Raw genomic sequence first — 17,551 nt, 5'->3', positions numbered from 1 at the left:
TCATGCCGGACCGTCGGCGTCGCCGCGCGATGCCCCCGTGTCGTCGGCCCGCCGTCCGTGTCCTGCGGCGTGGTGCGCGGCCTCGTCGGCCTGCTGCGCCGCCTCCTCGGCCTTCAGCCGGTGCTGCTCCGCCTTCTGCCGGTGCTCGGCGGCCTTGCGCTCGTAGATCTCGGCGAGCCTGCGGTGGTGCTCCGGGTCCTCCGCCTCGTAGACGTCGGGGATGCCGCTCATGTCCTCGTCGCGCTCCTCCACCTCGACCAGAGCCTGGTACTTGCGGACCCGCAGCTTCAGCAGGACTGTGGCGAGCAGGGCGGCGATGAGCGAGCCGATGAGGACGGCGGCCTTGACCTCGTCGGTGAGTGCGGCGTCGCCCTCGAAGGCGAGTTCGCCGATGAGCAGCGACACCGTGAAGCCGATGCCGGCCAGCGTGGCGACGGCGAAGAGGTCGGCCCAGGCCAGGTCCGGGTTGAGCTCGGCGCGGGTGAAGCGGGCCGTCAGCCAGGTGCCGCCGAAGATGCCGAACGCCTTGCCGATGACCAGGCCGAGGACCACGCCGAGCGTCTCCGGCTTGGTGAAGACGTCGCCGAGGGCCCCGCCCGAGACGGACACACCCGCGGAGAACAGCGCGAACATCGGCACGGCGAAGCCCGCCGACAGAGGGCGCACCTGGTGCTCGATGTGCTCACCGGGGGACGCTTCCTCGCCCTCGCGGCGGTGGCAGCGCAGCATCAGGCCCATGGCGACGCCGGCGATGGTGGCGTGGACGCCGCTGTTGTACATCAGGCCCCAGATGACCAGGGCGAGCGGCACGTAGAGGTACCAGCCGCGCACCTCCAGGCGCAGGAGCAGCCAGAAGAGGGCCAGGCCGGCGACGGCTCCGCCCAGGGCGGCGAAGTTCAGGTCGCTGGTGAAGAAGACCGCGATGATGAGGATCGCGAAGAGGTCGTCGACGACGGCCAGCGTCAGCAGGAAGGCGCGGAGCGCGGAGGGCAGCGACGTGCCGATGACGGCGAGCACGGCCAGGGCGAACGCGATGTCGGTGGCGGTGGGGACGGCCCAGCCGTTCATGGAGCCGCCGCCGGCGGTGTTGACCACGACGTACACCAGGGCGGGGGCGGCCATGCCGCAGAGCGCGGCGACGACCGGCAGGGCGGCCGCCCTGGGGTCGCGGAGTTGGCCTGCCACGAGTTCTCGCTTGAGCTCGATGCCGGCGACGAAGAAGAAGATCGCGAGCAGTCCGTCGGCGGCCCAGTGCTGGAGCGAGAGGTCCAGGTGGAGTGCCTCGAAGCCTATGTGGAAGGCGCGGACCGACTCGTAGGTGTCGCCGAGCGGGGAGTTCGCCCAGATGAGTGCCGCGACGGCGGCGAGGAGCAGCAGGACGCCGCCCACGGTCTCCGCGCGCAGGGCGTCCGCGACGAACGTCCGCTCGGGGAGGGAGAGGCGGCCGAGGAACTTGCGCTCGGAGTTGTTGTTGGTCGTCTTGGGCGCGGCCACGGTCCAGGGACCTCCGGTCGTGTCAGTAAGCGGGCATGGCAAAGCACATGCCGACCAGACTTCCCGGCACCCCTTGGACTTTTTATCGATTGGTTGACGCGACCCATACCCTACCGGGCGAGCGCAAGGAAAAATCGGACAATAGGCACTCTAAGCGCAAAGAGACCACCCGGCGCGTTGATGCCGGGTGGTCTCTGGGGTGCTTTGGGGTGGTTGGGCCGGGGTGCGGGCTTCGGGTTGTGGGGTGCGCGGCTGCGGGGCTGCCGCCGCCGGTACGTCGTTGCCGGTGCGCTGTCGCGGGTGCGCCGTGTCGGTGTGCCGCCGTCGTTGCCGGTGCGGCCCGCCGTCGACGCCGGGTGGCAGGGGGGTGCGTCCCGTCGTCGGCGGCGGGGGCCGCCTCCGTGTGTCCTCAGCCCTCGCTGGGCGCTGCGGGCAGCTTGGCCTGAATGAGGTCCATGACGGACGAATCGGTCAGGGTGGTCACGTCCCCGAGGGTCCGGTTCTCCGCGACGTCCCGCAGCAGCCGACGCATGATCTTGCCGGAGCGGGTCTTCGGCAGCTCCGCCACCGGCAGGATCCGCTTCGGCTTGGCGATCGGGCCGAGGGTCGCGCCGACGTGGTTGCGCAGCTCCGTGACGAGGCCCTCGGCGTCCGACTCCGCCTGGGTCGCAGCCGCACCGCGCAGGATCACGAACGCCACGATCGCCTGGCCCGTCGTCTCGTCCGCCGCCCCCACGACCGCGGCCTCGGCGACCTTCGGGTGGGACACCAGGGCCGACTCCACCTCGGTGGTGGAGATGTTGTGGCCGGACACCAGCATCACGTCGTCGACCCGGCCGAGCAGCCAGATGTCGCCGTCGTCGTCCTTCTTGGCGCCGTCGCCCGCGAAGTACCGGCCTTCGAAGCGGGACCAGTAGGTGTCGATGAACCGCTGGTCGTCGCCCCAGATGGTGCGCAGCATCGACGGCCACGGCTCGGTGAGGACGAGGTACCCGCCTCCGCCGTTCGGCACCTCCCGCGCCTCGTCGTCGACGACGGTGGCCGCGATGCCCGGGAGCGGGCGCTGGGCCGATCCGGGCTTCGTCTCGGTCACACCGGGGAGCGGGGAGATCATCATCGCCCCGGTCTCCGTCTGCCACCACGTGTCGACGACCGGGCACCGCCCGCCGCCGATGTGCTCCCGGTACCAGACCCACGCCTCCGGGTTGATCGGCTCGCCCACCGACCCCAGGATGCGCAGGCTGGACAGGTCGAACTTGGCGGGGATGTCGTCGCCCCACTTCATGAACGTGCGGATCGCGGTCGGCGCCGTGTAGAGGATCGTGACGCCGTACTTCTCCACGATCTCCCAGAACCTGCCCTGGTGCGGCGTGTCCGGGGTGCCCTCGTACATGACCTGCGTGGCGCCGTTGGCGAGAGGCCCGTAGACGATGTACGAGTGGCCGGTGACCCAGCCGATGTCCGCGGTGCACCAGTAGACGTCGCTCTCCGGCTTCAGGTCGAACACCGCGTGGTGGGTGAACGCCGCCTGCGTGAGGTAGCCGCCCGAGGTGTGCAGGATGCCCTTCGGCTTCCCTGTGGTGCCGGAGGTGTAGAGGATGAACAGCGGGTGCTCCGCGTCGAACGCCTCGGGCGTGTGCTCGGCGCTCTGCCGCCCGACGATGTCGTGCCACCACACGTCGCGGCCCTCCGTCCAGGCCACGTCCTGGCCGGTGCGGCGCACCACGAGCACCTTCTCGACCTGGGCGAGCCGGCTGAGGGCCTCGTCGACCGCGGGCTTCAGCGCGGACGGCTTGCCGCGCCGGTAGCCACCGTCCGCGGTGATGACCAGCTTCGCGTCGGCGTCCACGATCCGGGCGGCGATGGCGTCCGCCGAGAAGCCGCCGAAGACCACGGAGTGCAGTGCGCCGATGCGGGCGCACGCCAGCATCGCCACGGCCGCCTCGGGGATCATCGGCATGTAGACGGCGACCCGGTCGCCCTTGCGCACACCGAGCTCGGTCAGCGCGTTGGCCGCGCGGCTGACCTCGTCCTTGAGCTCCGCGTAGGTGATCGCCCGGCCGTCACCCGGTTCGCCCTCGAAGTGGATGGCCACGCGGTCGCCCAGACCTGCTTCGACATGGCGGTCCACGCAGTTGTACGCCACGTTGAGCGTGCCGTCGGCGAACCACTTCGCGAAAGGCGGGTTCGACCAGTCGAGGGTTTCGGTCGGCTCACTGGCCCAGCTCAGCCGACGCGCCTGCTCGGCCCAGAAGGCGAGCCGGTCCGCCGTGGCCTGCTCGTACGCCTCCGCCGTCACGTTGGCGTGCGCGGCCAGCTCGGCAGGCGGTGCGAACCGTCGCTCCTCCTTGAGGAGGTTGGCCAGGCTCTCGTTGCTCACGACATCTCCCATTCCCAGGGCGTCCGTTGTGTCCCGGCCCATAGCTCACCAGCCGGATGCCCGGGTGACAAGGGGTTCCCGACTATTGGTTTAGACCTCTGCATCGGCGGGCGGGACCCGGCGACGGGGCGGGACCCCGCGCGGGCCCGACCGGGACGCGGTGGACGGACTGTACGGTCAGGCGTCCCGTCCGCCGACCCGCGGCGAACCGGACCACCACCCACCACCACGTCGCCGCACCCGAAGAGGTTCACCCGTGCCGGGCCCGCTCCGCTCCCGGGACCTCACCGGTTGCGGACGGGGGCCGCCTGCCCGGGACGCGGGTCCGGGCAGGTGCGGCTCACGCAGGGGCCTCCTCCCTGCGGGGCAGGTCCGCCGCCGGTACGTGTTCGAAGACGTCGTGCCCGTCCCCGGTGCGCGTCAGCAGGTACGCCTGGGCCTCGCCGACGTGGAAGTACATCCCCTGGAGTTCCAGAGAGCCCGCGGCCACCCTCCGCGCCACGCACTCGTGAGCCATCAGGTGGTCCAACTGCTGCACCACGTTGTTCAGGCACAGCTGCTCCACCGCGTCCGCCGGCCCGCGCCCCGACAGCCGCACCCGGCCCGGGGTCCCGCTGTCCATGCGTTCGAGGCTCGGCAGCCCGTACTTCAGCCAGCGGACCAGGGAGGTGGAGGCGCGCGGCGGACCGGCCGGCGTCCCCGGGCCCGGACCTGTCGCGGGTCCGGTGGGCGGCGGGTTCTTCAGCAGCGCCTGCATCGCCCCGCACCCGGAGTGCCCGCATACGGTGATGGACCGGACGCCGAGCACCTCCACGGCGTACTCGATTGCCGCGGCCACCGAGTCGTCGCCGCCCTCCTCGTCGGGAGGGGGCACCAGGTTCCCCACGTTGCGCACGGTGAACAGGTCGCCCGGGCCGCTCGACGTGATCATGCTCGTCACGAGCCGCGAGTCGGCACAGGTCAGGAAGAGCTGCGACGGCCGCTGCCCGTCGCGGGCGAGCCGCGCCAGCTCGTCCCGTACGAGAGGCGCCGTGTTCCGCTGGAAGGAGCTCAGGCCGCTGGCGAGCTGGTGCCCCGTCGTGCGGGACGGCTCCGCGGGATGGTCGCCGCAGTGGTGGTTGCGCCAAGCAGTCCACGGGCGGCAGCAGCTGTTCCTGCCGGTCGACGGTTCGGCGATGCGGCTCCCCGACCGACCGGTCAGCCGCACCCGGCCGCCGTGCGCCACATGCGACATCTGCCAGTCCTGGAGCGTGTCGTACGCGGCGTGGTCCATGAAGGAGCCGTCCAGCTCGATGACCACGTCGGCGTCGCCCGGGATCTGGTGGAGTGCCCGGCTCAGCCTGGGGACGGCGAGGAACGTCAACTGCCCGCGCACCCGCACGTGCTCGGTGTCGCCGTGCCGTTCGCGGGTGATGCGCGTCCTCGCGAGCCGGTGCAGGGACACGGCCGTGGCGACGACGATGCCGAGGGCCACACCCTGGAGGATCCCGATCAGGACCACGCCGAGGACCGTCGTCGCGTACACGAGGGCCTCGCGGTGCCGGGTGACGCTGCGGATGTGCGTGATGCTGACCATCTGCACGCCGATGACCATGACGAGGGCGGCCAGCGCCGGAAGCGGGATCAGGTCGATCACGGGCACGAGGACCAGGGCGGCGAGCACCACCCACACCCCGTGCAGGATCGTGGAGTTCCGGCTCACCGCGCCCGCCGTCACATTGGCCACGCTGCGCACCGCCACGCCGGCCACGGGAAGCCCGCCCAGTGCGCCGGACGCGATGTTGGCCGCTCCGAGTCCGGCCAGCTCGCGGTCGAGGTTCGCGCGGGGCACGCGTGTCGTGGGGTCCTTGCGTGCCGCGATCAGCTTGTCGATGGCCAGCGCGGAGAGCAGCGACTGCACGCTGGTCACCAGCATGATGGTGAGCACCCCCGCAGCGAGCCCGAGTACGGGCCCCTCGGGCAGCCCGGGCAGGGCGTGACTGCTCCAGGACGGCAGGTCCACGCGGGGCACGTCCAGGCCGGCCGCGAGGGCGAAGACGCTGGCCACCGCCACCGCCGTGAGCGCGGCGGGCACCTTGCGCGCCATCCTCCCGCCGCGTCCGGGAAGCCTCGGCCAGAGCAGCAGCACGATGATGGTGAGCGCGCTGACCGAGAGGGCGGCCGGATGGACGGCGGCCAACTGCTGCGGCAGCTCGATGAGGTTGTCGACGACGGAGCTCTGCGGCGTGCCGCCCAGCACGATGTGCAACTGCGCCAGCGCGATGGTCACGCCGATGCCGGCCAGCATGCCGTGCACGATGGCCGGCGACACGGCGAGCGCGGAGCGGGCCACCCGCAGGGAGGCCAGGCCGAGTTGGGCGAGGCCGGCGAGCACCGTGATGGCGCAGGTCGTGCGCCAGCCGTAGCGCTGGATGAGCTCGGCCGTCACCACGGTCAGCCCGGCCGCCGGGCCGCTCACCTGCAGCGGCGCGCCGCCGAGCCGGCCGACGACGATGCCGCCGACGGCGGCCGCCACGAGTCCGGCCTGAAGGGGGGCTCCGGTGGCCAGGGCGATGCCCAGGGACAGCGGCAGCGCGATCAGGAAGACCGCGATCGAGGCCGAGACGTCGGCACCGGCGATGCGGAACCTGCGGCCCGAGGGCGGGGGACTGTGCTCCCGCGGTCGATGCGACGCGTCCGGCGCGCGGCTGCCCGCCGCCTCGGACGACGAGGACGGGGCGGGTGGGTCAGCTGCGTTGGCGTGCGGGGGCATACAGGACGTCATGGCTGCCGTCTCCTCCAGAATGCGGTTGCCGGACGGGCGAGGCGGTCGGCTTGCAGGGGCGTTGCTCACGGCGTACGGCACGGCGCCACCCGGGCATAGGCCCGGACGAAACCGGGCAAGGGCAGAACGCCGGATGCCGCCAGGCGTCAACTACTCGGTCTGCCAACTCTCAGTAAACGAATCGTAATGCAGAGTAAAGAGTTCGGCATGACATTCGGCGCAAATGGTGCATGTGTTCACCCGCAAAGGTGATTAGTCCTCTTATCGCGGCCCCGCATACCTCCCGCCCACCGCCCTCGATGCGACGTTGACGGCCCCGATACAGGCACCTGAAGCACAGGAGGGCGGGTCGATGACGGCCGTCAGGAACAGGATCACGGCCGGTGCTGTCGCAGCAGCGCTGGTCGGAGGGCTCGCCGGATGCGCGGACGCGGGCGGCGCACGGCAGGCCGAGGGCGCTGCGGGGGCCAAGCGGGTCGCCGAGCCGCCGAAGAGCGCCGTGCGCCTCATCGGGGACGGCTCGACGTCGTTCACCGGCCCGCAGCCCGGGCTGAAAGCGCCGGAGCGGATGAAGCCCGGTGAGCGGCCGCCCCAGTTCGTCGTCTTCTCGTGGGACGGCGCCGGCGAGGACAGCCAGAAGCTCTTCTCCCACTTCCGGGGCGTCGCCAAGAAGTACGGCGCGACCATGACGTACTTCCTCAGCGGCGTCTACCTGCTGCCCGAGGACAAGGCGGCCCTGTACCGTCCGCCGGGTCACGCGCCCGGCCGCTCCGACATCGGTTTCAACGACGTCGAGGGCATCCGCGACACCGTCAGGGAGCTCCGTGGCGCCTGGCTTGAGGGCAACGAGATCGGCACCCACTTCAACGGGCACTTCTGCGGCCCCGGACGGGGTGTGGGCACATGGTCGGTGGAGGACTGGAAGAGCGAGATCGCCCAGGCCAAGTCCTTCGTGAAGAACTGGAAGACCAACTCCGGACTGTCAGCGGAAAAGCCCCTTCCGTTCGACTACGACAAGGAGCTGATCGGCGCACGCACCCCCTGCCTCGAGGGCCGCAAGAACTTCGTGCGGGCCGCCGCGGAGCTGGGGTGGCGCTACGACACGAGCGGGGTCAACGACCAGGTGTGGCCCAAGCGGAAGGAGGGCCTGTGGGATCTGTCGATGCAGCTCGTCCCCGTCCCGGGACGTGACTTCCAGACGCTGTCCATGGACTACAACTTCATGGTCAACCAGTCGGGGACCACGAAGGGCGACCCGGCCATGCACCGCTTCTGGGGGAACCAGATGCGTGACGGCCTGATCCAGGCCTTCAACCGCTCGTACCAGGGCAACCGGGCTCCGCTCATCATCGGGAACCACTTCCAGTCCTGGAACGGCGGCACCTACATGCGCGCCATTGAAGAAACGATTGCTCACGTCTGTGTGCAGTCGGAGGTGCGCTGCGTGTCCTTCCGGCAGCTCGCCGACTGGCTCGATGCCCAGGACCCCGCCGTGCTGGCGAAGCTCCAGAGCCTGAAGGTGGGTCAGGCGCCGCCCGACGGGTGGGCACGCTTCCTCGCCGCGCGGCCCGACGCCTCGGCCTCCGCCTCCCATGCGGGCGCCGCCGCCCGGAGGCCGACCACCGGTGACGGGCAGGCCGGCTGAACCGGACGCTCCCGTGGACGAGGGCCCGGTGTCCCGAGCCCGGCCCGCCCGCCCGGTCCACGGCGGTGCGGGCCGGGCCGTGCTGCCCGGTCCTGTGTTCCTCACCGCTTCCCGGACACGGGTCGTGCCGTTGCGTGCGTCACGGACCGGACCGGGTTCCACGGGCGGGGCAGCTCCCGCGGGTAGTGCCGGATTTCCGGGCCATGCCCGGTCCGCGGGAGCGGGCCGGTCCCGGGGCGGGCCGGGGCGGCCGTTGCCCTGCGCCGGCCGGTGTGGGGTGCGGGTCGGGGCGAGAGCGGTCCGCGCCCGGGCAGGGGTGCGTGGGCCGGGGCGTCGCGACGGCGGCAGCCGGTGCGGACACGTGCGGTCGGGGGTGCGCGCGTCGGGAGGGCGCCGCGGCGGCTGCCGGTGCGGGCGTGCGCGGTCGGGGTGGCGGGACGGTGGCCGGTGCCGCGGCGGGGCGGGCGGGCGTGGGCCGGTGTGGCAGGACGGTGGCCGGTGCCGCGGCGGGCGGGCGTGGGCCGGGGCGGCGGGACCCCGGCGGCTGCCGGTGCGGGGCGCGGGGGTGCGGGGTCGGGTCGGGGCGGCGCGAAGGCGGCCCGGTGCCCGGGCGGGCCTGCTTGGGCCGGGGCGTCGCTACGGCGGCCGGCGCCCGGGCCGGCGGGGCCGGGCGGTCGGCGTCAGGTGTACTGGGGCGCCGGCTCGCGTAGCACGAAGCCGGGGTCTACCTGCTCCGCAAGGTCCGCTCCCGCCTTCGCGTTCCCCCAACTCCTCGCGTTCCTGAGGTGGAAGTGCACCATCTGCCGCGTGTAGCGCTCCCAGTCGCGCTGCCCGTACGCCGCGTCCACCGCGGCCTTCAGCTCGCCGAGCGTCGCGCGGTTCTTCTCCTCCAGCGCGGCGAACGGCGCCGGGCGGCCCTTCTCCGCGGAGCGGACCCAACCCGAGTGCGCCACCGTCGCCAGCAGGTCGTCGCCCACCTCGGCGCGCAGGTAGTCCACGTCGTCCTGCCCTTGGACCTTGTTGCCCACCACTTTCAGGGAGACCCCGAAGTCCCGCGCGTACTCCTTGTACTGGCGGTAGACGGACACCCCCTTGCGGGTCGGCTCGGCGACCAGGAACGTCATGTCGAAACGGGTGAAGAGTCCCGACGCGAACGAGTCGGACCCCGCGGTCATGTCGACGACCACGTACTCTCCGGCGCCGTCCACCAGGTGGTTCAGGTACAGCTCCACCGCACCGACCTTCGAGTGGTAGCACGCCACACCCAGATCCGCCTCGGTGAAGGCTCCCGTCACCATGAGCGTCACCTCGCCCGGGTCGAGCGGCACCGGCCGGCCGCAGGCCGCGTGGACGGCGTTGTCCTCGCGGATCCGCAGCAGTCGGGAGCCCGTCCCCGGCGGAGTCGTCTTGATCATCGTGTCGGCCGAGGAGATCCGGGGGTTCGCGCCCCGCAGGTAGTCCTTGATCAGCGGCAGGTTGCCGCCCATCGACGGCAGGGCCGCAGCCTCGTCCTCGTCCAGGCCGAGGGCCGTGCCGAGATGCTGGTTGATGTCCGCGTCGATCGCGACCACGGGGTCTCCGGTGGCCGCGAGATGGCGGATGAAGAGGGAGGACAGCGTCGTCTTGCCACTCCCGCCCTTCCCCACGAAAGCGATCTTCATATTCACCTAGGGTAGTGGCTCGGATGCACGGTGTCGGCGAACCGTATGAGGAAGGCCACTCAGGGGTGAGGGCGGGCGGCGCGGGCGCGTAGCCTCGCTACCTATGAGTACGCATGCCGCTGACCCGCTGGCCGCCCTGGGCGCGCTTCCGGGGGTGCCCGACACCGTGGAGTCCGTCCGCAAGGCCGTCGATCGGGTGTACGGGCACCGCGTGATGCGCCGCCGCAGCAACGAGGTCTCCTCGGAGGCTGCCCTGCGCGCGGCGCGTGCGTCCGCGGCGCTCTCCGGCGCCGACTGGGCACTTGAGGAAGTGCGCCGGAGGAGCGACTTCGGCGCTGACCCGGAGGCCCGTACGGTCGGTGCCGCGCTGAGGCTGACCGCCGAGGCAGGCCAGTTGCTGTCCGTCTGGCGGCAGTCGCCGCTGCGCGTGCTGGCCCGGCTGCACCTGGTCGCGATCGGTGACGCCGGCGAGTCCGTGGGGCGTCCGCGGCGGGACGGTGAGACTGTCGACGAGCCGCTGATCGAGGCGCCGCTGCCCGGTGCCGACGAGGTCAACGGCAGGCTCGACGGCCTGTCCGGTCTCGTGGTCGCGGGCAGCTCCGCCCCGGCGCTGGTGACGGCCGCCGTGGTGCACGGCGAGCTGCTGGCGCTGCGGCCCTTCACCTCGGGCAACGGCCTGGTCGCGCGGACGGCCGAGCGCATCGTGCTGATCGGCAGCGGGCTGGACCCCAAGGCGGTCTGCCCCGCTGAAGTCGGGCACGCCGAGCTCGGGCGGGCGGCCTACGTGGCGGCCTTCGAGGACTACTGCTCGGGAACGCCCGAGGGGATGGCACGCTGGATCGCGCACTGCGGACGCGCCGTCGAACTGGGCGTGCGGGAGTCGACGGCCGTCTGCGAGGCTCTGCAGCGCGGCGCCGCCTGACCGAACTGCGCGGCGACCCGGCCTTCTGGGGCCAGTGCTCCGTGGAGAGCCCCGCGGACGTCCACGGGGAACCGGCCGTCGGGGCCGACGGCCGCCCGGCCGGCCACTCGGATGTCCCCGTACAGGGTTGCGGCGGTACCGGTTTGGCGGTACCGCCGCTGGCACGTCCGCCGAGTTACCATGCGTCCTCGATATGTGCCCATCAGGCGGGGAACTTTGCCCTACGCCTGGTGCGGCTGGCCCGTAATCGACGGGTCGACGTCGCGTGGGTGCTCGACTTCCGTGCTGTTCGGTCCGTGGGGCCTTACTGCTCAACAGGGGATCCTCTCGGATGCCCTAGGTCTCGCGGGCCGTAACTCCTTTGTACCTCCGTGCGCGGGGTGGGGAAAGTCCTGGCCCGACTTCTTTACTTTTCGCCCTCATATCGGGACAACCCCGTCAGCTGTCGTGGCCGCTGCCGTCACCCTGCAGCGGCGTGCCGGCGTCGGCTGGCGTACCAGACGATGCCTGCTGCCGCCGCCGCTCCCACGGCTGCCGCCGCGATCAGCGCCGGTCGCGGCGGCAGCGAGAAGGAAGGCAGGCGCTGCTTCAGCCGTACCGGGCGGGTGAAGACGAGAATCGGCCACTCCCGGGCGGTCGCCTCGCGCCGCAGCGCGCGGTCCGGGTTGACCGCGTGCGGGTGCCCCACGGCCTCCAGCATCGGGACATCCGTGATGGAGTCGCTGTACGCGTAGCAGCGCGCCAGGTCGTACCCCTCGGACTCCGCGAGCTCCCGCACCGCTTCCGCCTTGGTGGGGCCGTACGCGTAATACTCCACCTCGCCGGTGTAGCAGCCGTCGTCGCCGACGACCATCCGTGTGGCCACGACCCGGTCGGCTCCCAGAAGCTCGCCGATCGGTTCCACCACCTCGGCTCCCGAGGTGGAGACGATGACCACGTCCCGGCCGGCGGCATGGTGCTGCTCGATGAGCGACGCCGCCTCGTCGTAGATGATCGGGTCGATCAGCTCGTGCAGGGTCTCCGCGACCAGCTCCTTGACCTGCTGGACGTTCCAGCCCTTGCAGAGCGCTGAGAGGTAGGTGCGCATCCGCTCCATCTGGTCGTGGTCGGCCGCGCCGGCGAGGAAGACGAACTGCGTGTAGGCGGTGCGCAGCGCGGCGCGGCGGCTGATCAGCCCGCCTTGGTAGAAGGACTTGCTGAAGGTCAGTGCCGAAGACTTGGCAATGACCGTCTTGTCCAGGTCGAAGAAGGCCGCTGTGCGAGGCGAGGAGTGGTTTTCCACGAACCCGAGCATAGGTGCCGCCATTCGGTGTACGCCGAGGCGCGTGGGTTTGCTTGAGAAGGCTCTCGGGTACACCATGGAAGTCACGGATCGTTCGCGACCGTGCTAACCCGGACCGGCTCCTCCCCCCCCGAGTCGGCCGGAGAGACGACCCCCGCTCTCCCCCCCGGCGGGGGTCGTCGCATGTCCGGACGCGTTTTCGCTGGTCCGGACGGTATGGAACTGTCATCGCCGCCCCCTTCGACTCCGGTCGGCTCCCATGGCCACCCATGCGCGATTCATTACTCAGCGTAGCCGAAAGGCTGCGTAGTGGAAGTCGCTGGTATGGGTGAGCGGGATATTCACAAGCGGGCGGCTGTCCACAGTTTTTGACCAAGATCCACTTAATTTCCGGAACCCCGCCACCGTGATTCCGAACGGCTGGGCTGCGCCACGGGAAACGTACATCTCCCCGCGCGGCCCGGACGGGTGGAGGCGGCGCGAACGCGCGCCGAATGACTCATGGACATGCCGTGGCCGTCCGCTTACGACGCGTATGCGAACGGTGCGGCAGCCGGACGAAAGGGGGCGGACCCGTGGGTGCACCCATCACCACCGGGCGGACACCGGCTGCGGAAGGGCAGCGGACCGCACCACTGATCGTGAGCGAGGACCCGGAACTCCTCGACGACCTGCTGAGACTGTGTGCCGCCGCCGGTGCGCACCCCGACGTCCACCCCGCTCCGCCGGACGGGAGAGCGGTATGGGACGCTGCGCCGCTGGTGCTGGTCGGCGACGACGCCGCGGCCCGCTGCCGCGGCGCGGCCCGCAGGCGGGGGATCCTGCTCATCGGCAGGGACCAGGACGATCCGGACGTCTGGCGGCGCGCCGTCGAGATCGGCGCCGAGGACGTGCTGTGCCTGCCCGACGCGGAACCTCGGCTCGTCGACCGCATCGCGGACGTGGCCGAAGGAGTCGGGCGGCAGGCTCTGACAGTGGGAGTGCTCGGCGGGCGCGGCGGGGCAGGCGCCTCGACACTCGCCTGCGCCTTGGCCGTCGGAGCGGCCAGGACCGGTCGGCGGACCGTGCTCGTGGACGGCGATCCGCTCGGCGGGGGGCTCGACGTCCTCCTTGGCGGTGAGAAGGCGGACGGGCTGAGATGGCCGGATCTTGCCGCCTCCACGGGCCGTGTCGCCGGTACGGCTCTGGAGGAGTCGCTGCCCCTCCTGCACGGTGTGCGCCTGCTGAGCTGGGACCGCGGACAGACGGTGGGCCTGCCACCGGAAGCAGTCCGCTCCGTGCTCGCGGCGGCCCGCCGACGCGGCGGCATCGTCGTCGTCGACCTGCCCCGGCGAACCGACGACGGCACCGTCGAAGCCCTGGCCCAGCTGGACATGGGGCTGCTCGTCGTGCCCGGCGAGCTCAGGGCGGTCGCGGCAGCCAGACGCGTGGCCGAGACGGCGGCCATGGTGCTGGGGGACCTGCGCGTCCTCACCCGGGGCCCCTACGCGTCAGGCGTCGATCCGGCGTGGGTCGCCCGCGTGCTGGGGCTTCCGCTGGCCGGTGAACTGCCCGAGGAGCCTCGGCTGCCGGCCGCACTGGATGAGGGCCTGCCTCCCGGAGGCGCTTCCTCCGGCCCGCTAGCGCGGTTCTGTGCCGCATTCTGGCAGCGTGCCCTCCCCGGGACCGGTGCCTCATGACCGCCGCGCTCCTCGACGCCGTACGGCAGAGGCTGGCGGAGAGCGGCACGGAACCCACGCCCGCGGGGGTCGCCGCGGCCCTGCGGGCGCAGGGCAGACTGCTCGGCGACGCCCAGGTCCTCGGGGTCGCCCGGCAACTCCGGGGCGAGCTCGTGGGCACCGGCCCGCTGGAGCCCCTGCTGGGCGACCCCGCGGTGACGGACGTCCTCGTGTCGGCGCCCGACCGGGTCTGGGTCGACCGAGGCGAAGGTCTGGAGCTGTCGGCCGTCACGTTCCCGGACGCGGCCGCCGTCCGCCGACTCGCTCAGCGGCTCGCCGCGGTGGCGGGGCGGCGACTGGACGACGCCCGGCCCTGGGTCGACGCCCGGCTCCCGGACGGCACGCGCATGCACGCGGTGCTGCCCCCGGTGGCCTTCGGCTGCACCTGCTTGTCGCTGCGCGTCGTACGGCCCCGGGCCTTCACCCTCGACGAACTCTCCGCGGCGGGCACCGTGCCGCCCGGTGGCGACCGCGTCCTGCGCGCACTCGTCGAAGCCCGGGTGTCGTACCTGGTGAGCGGCGGGACCGGCTCAGGAAAGACGGACCCCTATTAATGACACCTCTACTAGAGGATCACGTGCGGTAGCGGTTTCCGGTGCCCGCCCCGACTCATGGAGGCGCTCTGACCTGCACTTTTGTGGCGCAGTGAAGGCGGGCTAGTCGGGTGCGTGGCCGCGCCTTCGAATCCAAGGGTCGGCACGCGGAGGGGCCAGGCGGCGACGGGCCCCCGCGCGCGCACCGGCTCAGGTGCCGGAAACCCGACACCTTGCAGGGCCAGATCCCTCCGCGCGCCGGGGTCCGAGCTGGTCCGGACTCCGGCGGCAATGGGTCCTCCCGCGCGCGGGCACGCACGCTCAGGTGCGACCTTTGTCGCAGCAAGGTCCCCGGGTCGGCGCGCGGGCACGCCAGGGGGTCCGGGCTGCTCCTGACCTCTGTGGCGAGCCCCTGCGGAGCGCTCAGGGCGGGGGTCTCTCCACGGCTACCGACGCGAAAGGGCCCCGGCCGGGCCTCGGGGGCGGGCACCGGCCGGGGGGGCTCAGCCCTGGGCTTGGGCCCAGGGAGCAGGTTCGATCACGCGAGGCGGGTCTTTCAGCAGCACTCGCTGTCCGGCCGGTCCCACCGACAGGCTGAAGCAGGTGTGCTCAGGCGTGCCGAGCCCCACGTACTCGGCATGGACCTGCTCGATCTCCCGCCACAGCGTGCGCGGGCCGTACTGGTGGACGGTGCGGCCTGTCACCGAAGCGGCGGAGCCGGTGGTGTCCTGCACCCACAGCTGCGTGTCGGTGCCGCGGCCGGAGTGCCACATCCGCACCCCCGGCAGGCGGGTGCCGGCGTAGAGGGCGAACCCGAGGGTGAGCAGTTCGTGAGCGACGAGCGCGGTGTGGCTGACGCGGGTGATGTCGCCGTGGACGTCCGGCAGGTCGGGGGCGCGGTGGGAGCGCATCGGCATGTACGAGGCGCCGCTGTCGAAGGTGCCCTCACCCCGCGTGCCGCCCTCGCCGACCATCCGGATGAGTGCCCCCGACCAGAAGTCCCGGGCCAGCGGCGCGACGAGGATCCCGCCGGGCCGCAGCTGCTCCAGCAGGGGCGCCGGGGCGTGGCGGACCGCGCAGGTGAGGACGATCCGGTCGTAGGGAGCGCCGCTGGGCAGGCCCCACTCGCCGTCGGTGTGCACCACCTTCGGTTGGTAGCCGGCTGTGGCCAGCCGCTTCGCCGCCTGGTCGGCGAGGCCGGCGTCGACCTCGACGGTGTGGACGTTGTGGTCGCCGACGCGGTCGCACAGGAGCGCGGCGAGGTGGCCGGTGCCGGTGCCGACTTCGAGGACGCGGTGTCCGTCTTGGACGTCGAGCAGCCGCAGCATCCTCGCCACCATGCTGGGCTTCGAGTTGGAGCAGGTGGCCACGCCGGGGCCGTCGGGGAGGCCGTCGTCGAGCTGGGTGACGACGGGCTCGTCGGACTGGATGAGGGCCAGGCGCTCGGGGCCGGAGGCCGGCACGCACTGGTAGGGCTCCTGCCGCCAGACGCGTTCGGGGATGAACAGCTCGCGGGGGACGTTGTGCCAGATGCGGCGCCATGTGTCGTCGAGCAGACCGCGCTCGTGAAGGTGTTCCACGAGCGCGGCGTGCCCGCCCCTGGGGGCGGTCGTCAAGGTCGGCTCCCTACTTGCTCGGGCCGGAGCCGTCGGGGTTCGGCGGCGTGGGCGGCGGATTCCACGGCTTGTCGGACGGGGGTCCGGCGTGCTTGCCGTCGTCGGTCACGGATTCCTCCTCGTGAGTCGGATGGGTGTGGCGGTGGTGCACCCGCACGCTGCGGCGGTTGCGCCGTCGCTGCCCGCAGCGGGCGAGAGTCAGCGCAGCCCTGCCGGGCCGGTCGGGTAGGTGTGCGGCCGCACGGTGGGGGCCCGGCAGGTGGGGTGCCGGTAGGCGTCCGGGCGGGCGCCCGACGCGGAGAACCCCGGGATCACCACCGCCTCGCCCTCGATCGGCCGCCCGCAGTGCACACACCAGCGGCGCACCGCGTAGGTCACGGCGCCTCCCCGATCCCGCGGGCCGTGCAACAGGGTGCGCAGCCCCACACGGTGGTCGACAGGTCGTGGGCGCCGTCGCGGTGCTCGATGCGGGCCACCGGCCGGGCACCGGGCTCCATCAGCAGCTCGCGGCACCAGACGCAGGCGCGCCCGTGGTAGACGTCCCACGACAGGCCGGTCACGGTCCGGGGGACAGCGGGCAGGGGCTCGGCATCCGCGGTCACCGGCTGCTCCCGGCGGTGTGGCAGTCGCGGCAGGCGCGGGGCGCCCATACGACTCGCGTGCCGGGCGCGGCCTGGTGGCGGTGCCAGCCGAGCGACACCGCGGCCCCGGGGCGGAGTCCCGTCCCGCAGAAGGCGCAGTCCAGGCCGTACCGCTGGAGGCTGGTGAGCGTCTCGTAGGCGGGGAGCGGCACGGCGGCCGCGGGGACGGTCATCCGCCGTACCTCACGCTGTGGCAGCGGACGCACACCCGCAGCGGGAAGCGGCGTAACAACGGCCGGGCGGTGACGGCGGTCAGCTCAACAGCGCAGTCCGCGCACTGCCGGCCGCGGCGCTGCCGCTCCGACAGCGGCGGGGGCTCCGGAGGCCCGGCCAGGGCGCGGGCGGCCAGCCACGTCACGGGCGGGCCCATGGACGGCGGCACGGTCATCGGACACGGCCCGCATCACCGAGGGGCTACAGGTGCCGAGAGAACTCGTCGACGCAGGCCAGAGCGACCTGTACGGGCAGTGGGAGCCATCCGGAGAACTCCGCGCCAGGATCGCGCACGCGCACCAGGCAGGACGGACCGACCTCCGAACGGCCCGCTGGATCAGCGAGGTCCTCGCCACCCAACGCAGGGCCGACGACCATGAGGAGGGCGCCGTGCTGTGGCCGGTCGTCCGCTCCCAGCTCGACGCCGTCACCCGCCTCCTCCCCGGCGCCTCCGGACCTGCCGCGGACCGGCTGCTCCTCCTCGCCGCCGAGCACGCCCACTGGCTGTCCTGGGTCGCCTGGCGCGAGCAGCAGCACGCCGCGGCGCTCGCCTGGGTCGACATGGCGCACGGCTGGGCCGTCGACGGCGGGCACACCGACATGGCGTCCTGGGTGTACCGGATCCGCGCCCACTACAGCCTCCAGCGCACCGACCCCGTGCGGGCGCTGCGCACCGCGGAGG

General features: G+C 72.4%; 13 protein-coding genes and 2 pseudogenes. 5 read left to right on the top strand and 10 right to left on the bottom strand.

The window, feature by feature from the left end:
- From nhaA to L6E17_RS17820, 3 genes are all read right to left on the bottom strand, one after another.
- Nucleotides 1-1,494 carry a Na+/H+ antiporter NhaA gene (gene nhaA, locus L6E17_RS17830; protein WP_236241762.1) on the bottom strand — a complete coding sequence of 498 codons (1,494 nt, stop codon included), beginning with the start codon at nt 1,492-1,494 and terminating at the stop codon, nt 1-3.
- A 409-nt stretch (nt 1,495-1,903) separates the two neighbouring features.
- A complete protein-coding gene (gene acs, locus L6E17_RS17825; protein ID WP_236241761.1) occupies nt 1,904-3,916 on the bottom strand; it encodes an acetate--CoA ligase in 2,013 nt (670 codons plus the stop codon).
- A gap of 298 nt (nt 3,917-4,214) precedes the next feature.
- Nucleotides 4,215-6,638 carry a bifunctional SulP family inorganic anion transporter/carbonic anhydrase gene (locus L6E17_RS17820; protein ID WP_236241760.1) on the bottom strand — a complete coding sequence of 808 codons (2,424 nt, stop codon included), beginning with the start codon at nt 6,636-6,638 and terminating at the stop codon, nt 4,215-4,217.
- A gap of 352 nt (nt 6,639-6,990) precedes the next feature.
- Between L6E17_RS17820 and L6E17_RS17815 the strand changes: the two genes are divergently transcribed.
- Nucleotides 6,991-8,283, top strand: a complete 1,293-nt coding sequence (locus tag L6E17_RS17815; protein ID WP_236241759.1) for a hypothetical protein — start codon at nt 6,991-6,993, stop codon at nt 8,281-8,283.
- A 680-nt stretch (nt 8,284-8,963) separates the two neighbouring features.
- Here L6E17_RS17815 and L6E17_RS17810 read toward each other — a convergent pair.
- Nucleotides 8,964-9,944 (bottom strand): ATP-binding protein, encoded by a 981-nt coding sequence (locus L6E17_RS17810; protein WP_236241758.1) that lies wholly within the window; start codon nt 9,942-9,944, stop codon nt 8,964-8,966.
- A gap of 103 nt (nt 9,945-10,047) precedes the next feature.
- Between L6E17_RS17810 and L6E17_RS17805 the strand changes: the two genes are divergently transcribed.
- Nucleotides 10,048-10,866: a Fic family protein gene (locus L6E17_RS17805; protein ID WP_236241757.1), complete on the top strand. Its 819-nt coding sequence runs from the start codon at nt 10,048-10,050 to the stop codon at nt 10,864-10,866.
- A gap of 460 nt (nt 10,867-11,326) precedes the next feature.
- Here L6E17_RS17805 and L6E17_RS17800 read toward each other — a convergent pair whose 3' ends face one another.
- On the bottom strand, nt 11,327-12,160 hold the full coding sequence (locus L6E17_RS17800) for an HAD family phosphatase (RefSeq protein WP_236241756.1): 834 nt from the start codon (nt 12,158-12,160) through the stop codon (nt 11,327-11,329).
- Between the two features lie 563 nt (nt 12,161-12,723).
- On the opposite strand from L6E17_RS17800, the gene ssd reads away from it, so the two are divergent.
- Nucleotides 12,724-13,827: a septum site-determining protein Ssd gene (gene ssd / locus L6E17_RS17795; RefSeq protein WP_236241755.1), complete on the top strand. Its 1,104-nt coding sequence runs from the start codon at nt 12,724-12,726 to the stop codon at nt 13,825-13,827.
- Nucleotides 13,824-14,408 (top strand): annotated as a pseudogene (locus tag L6E17_RS17790) (ATPase, T2SS/T4P/T4SS family); the annotation flags it as partial. The gene ssd and the pseudogene L6E17_RS17790, both read left to right, overlap by 4 nt.
- 494 nt (nt 14,409-14,902) lie before the next feature.
- Here L6E17_RS17790 and L6E17_RS17785 read toward each other — a convergent pair.
- The 5 genes from L6E17_RS17785 to L6E17_RS17765 form a co-directional block, all read right to left on the bottom strand.
- Complete coding sequence (locus tag L6E17_RS17785; RefSeq protein ID WP_236241754.1) at nt 14,903-16,015, bottom strand: methyltransferase domain-containing protein; 1,113 nt, start codon at nt 16,013-16,015, stop codon at nt 14,903-14,905.
- A gap of 198 nt (nt 16,016-16,213) precedes the next feature.
- Nucleotides 16,214-16,393, bottom strand: coding sequence for a hypothetical protein (locus tag L6E17_RS17780; protein WP_236241753.1), 180 nt, complete (start codon nt 16,391-16,393; stop codon nt 16,214-16,216).
- A complete protein-coding gene (locus tag L6E17_RS17775; RefSeq protein WP_236241752.1) occupies nt 16,390-16,617 on the bottom strand; it encodes a hypothetical protein in 228 nt (75 codons plus the stop codon). Before L6E17_RS17775 ends, L6E17_RS17780 begins: the two co-directional genes overlap by 4 nt.
- Nucleotides 16,614-16,829, bottom strand: a complete 216-nt coding sequence (locus tag L6E17_RS17770) for a hypothetical protein (protein ID WP_236241751.1) — start codon at nt 16,827-16,829, stop codon at nt 16,614-16,616. Before L6E17_RS17770 ends, L6E17_RS17775 begins: the two co-directional genes overlap by 4 nt.
- Nucleotides 16,826-17,044, bottom strand: a complete 219-nt coding sequence (locus tag L6E17_RS17765; protein ID WP_236241750.1) for a hypothetical protein — start codon at nt 17,042-17,044, stop codon at nt 16,826-16,828. The genes L6E17_RS17770 and L6E17_RS17765 overlap by 4 nt, the downstream gene beginning before the upstream one ends.
- 32 nt (nt 17,045-17,076) lie before the next feature.
- On the opposite strand from L6E17_RS17765, the pseudogene L6E17_RS17760 reads away from it, so the two are divergent.
- A pseudogene (locus L6E17_RS17760) lies at nt 17,077-17,551 on the top strand (XRE family transcriptional regulator); the annotation flags it as partial.

Origin of the sequence: Streptomyces sp. CC228A (genome assembly GCF_021390935.1) — a bacterium.
Classification (GTDB): domain Bacteria; phylum Actinomycetota; class Actinomycetes; order Streptomycetales; family Streptomycetaceae; genus Streptomyces.
Note: the sequence above shows the minus strand (reverse complement) of the source record. Positions and strands in the feature narration are given on the sequence as shown.

Bases quoted from the DNA above. Each gene is read 5' to 3' on its own strand.
- acs (WP_236241761.1), bottom strand. From the start codon at position 3,916: ATGGGCCGGGACACAACGGACGCCCTGGGAATGGGAGATGTCGTGAGC.
- L6E17_RS17820 (WP_236241760.1), bottom strand. From the start codon at position 6,638: ATGACGTCCTGTATGCCCCCGCACGCCAACGCAGCTGACCCACCCGCC.
- L6E17_RS17815 (WP_236241759.1), top strand. From the start codon at position 6,991: ATGACGGCCGTCAGGAACAGGATCACGGCCGGTGCTGTCGCAGCAGCG.
- L6E17_RS17810 (WP_236241758.1), bottom strand. From the start codon at position 9,944: ATGAAGATCGCTTTCGTGGGGAAGGGCGGGAGTGGCAAGACGACGCTG.
- L6E17_RS17805 (WP_236241757.1), top strand. From the start codon at position 10,048: ATGAGTACGCATGCCGCTGACCCGCTGGCCGCCCTGGGCGCGCTTCCG.
- L6E17_RS17800 (WP_236241756.1), bottom strand. From the start codon at position 12,160: ATGCTCGGGTTCGTGGAAAACCACTCCTCGCCTCGCACAGCGGCCTTC.
- L6E17_RS17770 (WP_236241751.1), bottom strand. From the start codon at position 16,829: ATGACCGTCCCCGCGGCCGCCGTGCCGCTCCCCGCCTACGAGACGCTC.
- L6E17_RS17765 (WP_236241750.1), bottom strand. From the start codon at position 17,044: ATGACCGTGCCGCCGTCCATGGGCCCGCCCGTGACGTGGCTGGCCGCC.